Raw genomic sequence first — 1,030 nt, 5'->3', positions numbered from 1 at the left:
ATTACGTTAATCTTTATCTGCCCTGGATAGGTCATCTCATCCTCTACCTTCTTTGATATATCCTTAGATAGAGTAATGAGCCGCTCATCATTGACCTTATCAGGTTCAACTATTATGCGCACCTCACGCCCAGCCTGTATTGCAAATGAGCGCGATACCCCTTCAAACGATGAGGCAATCTTTTCAAGCTCTTCAAGCCGTTTAATGTAGCTTTCCAGCACCTCACGCCTTGCGCCCGGTCTTGATGCTGACATAGCATCTGCAGACTGCACTAGAATAGCCTCTATGCACTTGAACTCCTCCTCTCCATGGTGAGAGGCGATAGCGTTCAGCACACGCGCATCTTCTTTATGCTTTTTAGCAACTTCTAATCCTATCATAGCATGAGAGCCATCTTGGTCGTGGTCTAACGCTTTGCCTATATCATGAAGCAGCCCTGCACGGCGGGCAACTTTTTCATCCATCCCCAGCTCAGCTGCCATCATACCAGTAATCTTCGCCACCTCTATAGAGTGCCCTAGCACATTCTGCCCGTAGCTGGTGCGGTATTTCAACCGCCCGATTAGTTTAATAATTTCCTGACTAACGTTATGAAGTCCTAGGTTAAACACTGTCTCCTCACCAACTGCAAGTATATGCTTGTCCAGCTCCGCCTTGCTCTTGATATACAGCTCCTCTATGCGGGCAGGTTGTATGCGTCCATCGGAGATTAGCTTTTCCAGCGTCATCTTGCCGACCTCACGGCGATACGCATCATAAGACGATATTATTACCGCGCCTGGGCTATCATCTACTATTATATCAACGCCTGTCACGCTCTCAAACGTGCGAATATTGCGCCCTTCTTTGCCTATAATGCGCCCTTTCATGTCATCGCTAGGCAGGTTCACAACGGTCACCGTGATTTCACCCACGTATTCTGGGGCTATACGCTGTATAGAACTCGCTATGATATTACGAGCACGTCTTTCGCTTTCGCTTTTAATCTCTTCCTCTACCTCGCGTATGCGGCGTGCAGAATCATTCTTTG

The 1,030-nt window shown here is 47.8% G+C and carries 1 protein-coding gene; it reads right to left on the bottom strand.

Annotation, left to right across the window (positions count from 1 at the left end; genetic code table 11):
- A partial coding sequence (rny, locus tag AC1MDJ_RS08025; protein ID WP_479690394.1) for a ribonuclease Y occupies positions 1–1,030 on the bottom strand: 1,030 nt, incomplete at both ends.

It is taken from the genome of Candidatus Termitispirillum reticulitermitis (genome assembly GCF_054655775.1).
This window is presented reverse-complemented; position numbering and strand designations above follow the sequence as displayed.